The organism is Streptomyces sp. NPDC048111 (genome assembly GCF_043202815.1).
In the GTDB taxonomy this organism is placed as follows: domain Bacteria; phylum Actinomycetota; class Actinomycetes; order Streptomycetales; family Streptomycetaceae; genus Streptomyces.
The window spans coordinates 1-4,470 of sequence record NZ_JBIDBD010000066.1 but is presented as its reverse complement, the minus strand read 5'-3'; the positions used below and the strand labels follow the sequence as shown (position 1 = coordinate 4,470).

The window sequence follows — 4,470 nt, the reverse complement described above, 5'->3', positions numbered from 1 at the left end:
CGCGCCTGAACGGCGCTCGTCCTCAAACGCCGGACGGGCTGAGGTGGCCTGGTGCTGCCCAGCACCAGGCAGTTAAGGGGCGCGGGGAACTGCGCAAGGCAGGCTGGGCTACTCACACGGCCCAGCACCGGTCCCGCCAAGGGGTGCGGGGAACTGCGCACACCCCAGCCACCCCCGGTCCCGCTGGGGGCGCGGGGAACTGCGCGAGAAGCGGGCACGCCCTGCGGGGGGCCGGGGGGTGACGGGGTCAAGGGTGTGGGGAGGTGTGTGGTCGGGCTCTGGTTCGGGTGGGTGGTGGGGACTGGGTGGGTGGTGGGGACTGGGTGGGGGTGCGGTGGTGGAGGGTGCGGTGGGCTGTGAAGGCCAGGGCCGCGGCCAGGAGGACTGCCACCGCCAGCCAGGGCAGAGCGAGGAAAGAGGCCCCGCCGGAGGCCTTCGCCCCCTGCGCCGTCGCCACCAACGACACGTCCCCCCAGTCGAGTTGGGGAGACCCCCGCCACACCTCGGAGAGCACGACCTCCTGCCCGGGCAGCAACTCCGACGGCACCTTCGCGAGCCCGCGGCTGAGCAGCGTACGGCCGAACAGTCCCGTCGCGCTCAGCGACACCTTGGGGTTCAGGGTGACGTTGCCCCGGTTGTGCAGCGTGTACGTGATGTCGGTGCGGCTCTCCCCCGTGCCGGGCACGAGCGGCCGGTGCTGGGTGAGCGAGACGTGCTCGACGGCCAGCGCGGGCACGGTGGGCCCGCCGACCCGCAGGTAGACCCGCGCGCCCACCGCCTGCTGGACACCGACCGCCACCTTGCCGTCGCCGGCGCCCCCGGGCGCGATCCGGGCGTCGAGCGCGACCAGCGCCCCGACGTGGTCGCCGGGCTCGGCGCCCCGGGGCACGGTGAGCGTGAAGGGCACGGTGGCCGAGGAGCGGGCGGGCACGGTGACGGTGTCCCGGGCGGGCCTGGCCCAGGCCCCCACTCCGGTCTGCCGCTCCTTCTCGGTGCGTACGGCGAATCCGCCGTCGCGCGCGGTGTTGTAGGCGTCGGCCGCGTACAGCCGGAACGTCAGTGGAGCTGCCGTCTTGTTGGTGACGGTGACCTTGTCGTCGAGGGTGGTGCCGGGGTCGGCGGAAAGGTAGAAGTACGGGCGCTGGGCCGTGCCGGAGGAGGCGGGGAAGACGGACCAGTTGCCGTTGTCGGCGGCAGGCGCGGGGGGTGCGGCGAACAGGGCGAGCAGGGTGTTGAGGAGGACGGCGGCGGCCAGGAGGAGTGCGGACGGCTTGCGCACGGTGCGGGACCCCCGAGGACGGGTGGGCCGGCCGGGTGCGCGCCCGGCCCACGGGTGGACATCAGGTGAGGGTGAGGGTCAGTACGCCGCTGTAGGCGCCGGGCGCGGTGAACGCCGGCACGTCGAGCGAGAGCTTCGCGCCGACGGTGAACTCGCCGCCGGTGAGCGAGGCATTGGGGGTGGAGGCGAGGGTCGCGCCCGCGCTGCCCACGCTCCCGGCCGATCCCGCGGCACACACGGACGGCGAACCGGCCTTGGTGGCGCAGGAGGGGGTCCAGCCGAGGGCGCCCGCGTCGATGGATCCGGCGGGCCCGGTGAAGTTGGTGACCTTGCCGGTCAGGGACCAGCCGGCCGGGCCGCCGCGGAAGTCCTGAACCGTGATCGTGTTCAGGTCGCCGGTGGCCGCGCCGCCCTTGCCGAAGTCGACGGCCTGGAGGTCGACGCTGTCGCCCGCCTGGGTCATCGCGAGCGTGCCGGCGTTCACCGAGGCGTTGAGCTTCTGGCTCGGTCCGGTGGGCGGCGGTCCGCTGTTCACGGTGTACGCCACCGGGCCCGCGCCGTGGGCCGGGTCCCAGGCCGCGCCCTCGTAGGCCACGATTCCGGTGGTCGCCGGGTCCGTGATCTTGGGCCGGGCGGTGAAGCCGCCGTTGGCGTCCGCCTTGAAGGTGATCTTGTCGGCGGTGGTGGCGGTGCCGTTCCAGCCCGCGACGGTGACGTCCGCGTTCGGGGTGAACTTGGCGCCGGTCACGGTGGTGCGGTCCCCGGCGTTGCCGGAGGCCGGGTCGGCCGTGATGCTGCGCTCGTTCACCTGGCCGCCGCCGTCGGTGGCGTTGACCGTCTCGGAGACGGGCGCGGGCGGGTTGGTGACGGTGCAGGGGGTGTCCAGCTCCATGATGTAGCTGGTGTGGATGTTGTAGTCGCCGGGTGACAGGTTGATCGCGCCGGCCTGGGTGGCGGTGAAGCTGCCGCTCATGGAGAACGCCGGGAACGCGCCCTTGCCGGGCACCGGATCGTTCTTCTTCGGCCCGGCCACGTCGACGCTGCCGGTCTGGGCGCCCGAGAGGGTGACCTTGCCGGTCGGGGTCATGATGTCGGCGGGCAGGGCGATGTCGACCGGGTTGCTGGCGGCGGGCTTGTTCACCGTGTAGGTGACGGTGACCTTGTCGCCCACCTTGGGTGCCGCGTTGTCGACGGTGATGGTCGCGTTCGTGGTGCCGTCGATGGGCGGGATGCCGGCGATGGCCGGCGGGATGCAGTGCGTGGCGAAGTCGACGGGCGTCGCGGCCAGTGCGCTCGCGGGTGCGGCGAGCGCGCCGGTCCCGGCGGCGAGTGCGACCGCCCCCAATACGGCGGCCAGACGCCGTCTTCGACGTTCCGACATGGGCGTGCCCCCCTTCCTGAAGTGGCACAGCGCGGCTCGGCTGCGCCGACAGGGGGCCATTGACGGCTCGGCGCGAAAAGAAGTCAATGGAATCCTGGTGCAATAACTGATGACCCATCAGATGCTGTCAAGATCCTGGGGTTGCACGTCCGTGGGGGGGCTGGACGGGTGGGGGGGCTGTACGGGTGGCGCGCTGCACGCTGCACGGGTGGGGGGCTACACGCTGGGGGTGGAGGCTGCACGCTGCACGGGTCGGGGCTGCACGGGTCGGGGCTGGACTAGTACGGCGACAGCGTGCGAAAAGCCGGCGTCGCCCGGGACGACGCCGGCTTCCTTGCGCATCGAGCGATCTGCGCACGCGAGCGATGGGGGACGGTCCGGGCGGGTTGTCCGGGCGAAACGGCCCGGGCCGGGGGCGGATTCGGCGCCGGGGCCCGGATTCGGCACCCGGGCCTACCCCCGCCCCTCGGCCCGCCCCTCCCCCTGACCGGTCAGAACACGAACGGGCCCGGGGCCTGCGAGGTCGTCGCGTCGCAGTTCACCGGGATACCGAAGATCGTCATCTTCAGGGCGGTGCCGGCGAAGTACGAGTCGAGGCTGTCGCCGGCGGCGACGGTCCCCTTGAGCGGGCCGATCGTGACCGAACTGCCCGCGGGCAGCGCGGGGTTGGCCTTGCCGCTGAACACCCTGGTGCCGCCGCCGCCCTTGGCGAGGGTCAGGGTCGCGCTGATCTGGTTGGCTCCGACGGCGACCGGGGTGGTGACGGCCGAGGTCAGCGTGATGGTCGCGGCCGTACCGCTCTGGGTCGCGGCGAGCGTGGCGCTGCCGCCGCCCCAGGACCCGCAGTCGTACGTGGCGGTCGCCGAGCCCGGAGTGACGGCGGCGGCACCCGGCGCGAGGGCGAGGCCCGCGACGGCCACTGCCCCCACGGCGAGTGCGGCCCGCGCGACCGGCCTTCTGATGCTCTTACGCATGATTCCCCTTCCCATGACAGGGAGTTGATCGTCTGCCGCGTCCTCGGCACACGACCGCGCAGCGGCCCCCGCCGGCCCACGCGCACGGGTGCGCGGGCGTGCGGGCATGGCGCTGCGGGGGCGGGGTGTGGTGGTGCTGGTGGTGTTCGCTTGCGGGGTGCGTTCGCTTGCGCGGAGGGGTGTGGGACTCGGTCCGACTTCGGCGCCGGGGCTGCGGCTCTGCGCCCTGGGCCGGTCCGCCCGGGATCTGACGGGCCGTCGGATCGACTGCCGTCCATTGATGCGCGGGGGGCTGTGGATTACAAGGGGCATCGCGTTGATTCTTAAGCGACCCCGGCCCGCCCCGGCCCGCCCTGGCTCGCTCCGGCCCGCCGTTGTCCGCACCCGCGCCCTGTGCCGCATCGGGCTGCCCGGTCCGCGCAGTTCCTCGCGCCCCTGGAGGGTGGGTCGTGTGCGGGTCGTGGTCACTGCTCGCGCAGTTCCCCGCGCCCCTGGCAGGGCTGGTGTCGGCCCGCATGTGTATTTCAGCTCTGCCTCGCGCAGTTCCCCGCGCCCCTAACCCCTCGGCCGTCTGCGGGCCGTGGTCGCTCCTGGCGCAGTTCCCCGCGCCCCTGGCAGGGCTGGTGTCGGCCCGCATGTGTATCCCGGCTCTGCCTCGCGCAGTTCCCCGCGCCCCTAACCCCTCGGCCGTGTGCGGGCCGTGGTCGCTTCTCGCGCAGTTCCTCGCGCCCCTTGGCGGCACGGTGCTGGCCCGCACCGGTCACCTCAGCCCGTCCGGCGATTGAGGACGAGCGCCGTTCAGGCGCGAAAGGGGGGTGCAGGGGGCGCAGCCCCCG

Annotated in this window: 3 protein-coding genes; all 3 read right to left on the bottom strand. The window is 73.4% G+C overall.

The window, feature by feature from the left end:
• Positions 1–247 precede the first annotated feature (247 nt).
• The 3 genes from ACGF3I_RS35160 to ACGF3I_RS35150 all read right to left on the bottom strand — a co-directional run bounded on the left by ACGF3I_RS35160 (position 248) and on the right by ACGF3I_RS35150 (position 3,634).
• Complete coding sequence (locus ACGF3I_RS35160; protein WP_393139393.1) at positions 248–1,279, bottom strand: WxL protein peptidoglycan domain-containing protein; 1,032 nt, start codon at positions 1,277–1,279, stop codon at positions 248–250.
• 61 nt (positions 1,280–1,340) lie between these two features.
• Positions 1,341–2,660, bottom strand: coding sequence for a beta-xylosidase (locus ACGF3I_RS35155; protein ID WP_393139391.1), 1,320 nt, complete (start codon positions 2,658–2,660; stop codon positions 1,341–1,343).
• Positions 2,661–3,151: 491 nt separating this feature from the next.
• The gene (locus tag ACGF3I_RS35150; RefSeq protein ID WP_393139389.1) at positions 3,152–3,634 is read right to left on the bottom strand and encodes a hypothetical protein; all 483 of its coding nucleotides are present in this window, start codon (positions 3,632–3,634) and stop codon (positions 3,152–3,154) included.
• Positions 3,635–4,470 lie beyond the last annotated feature (836 nt).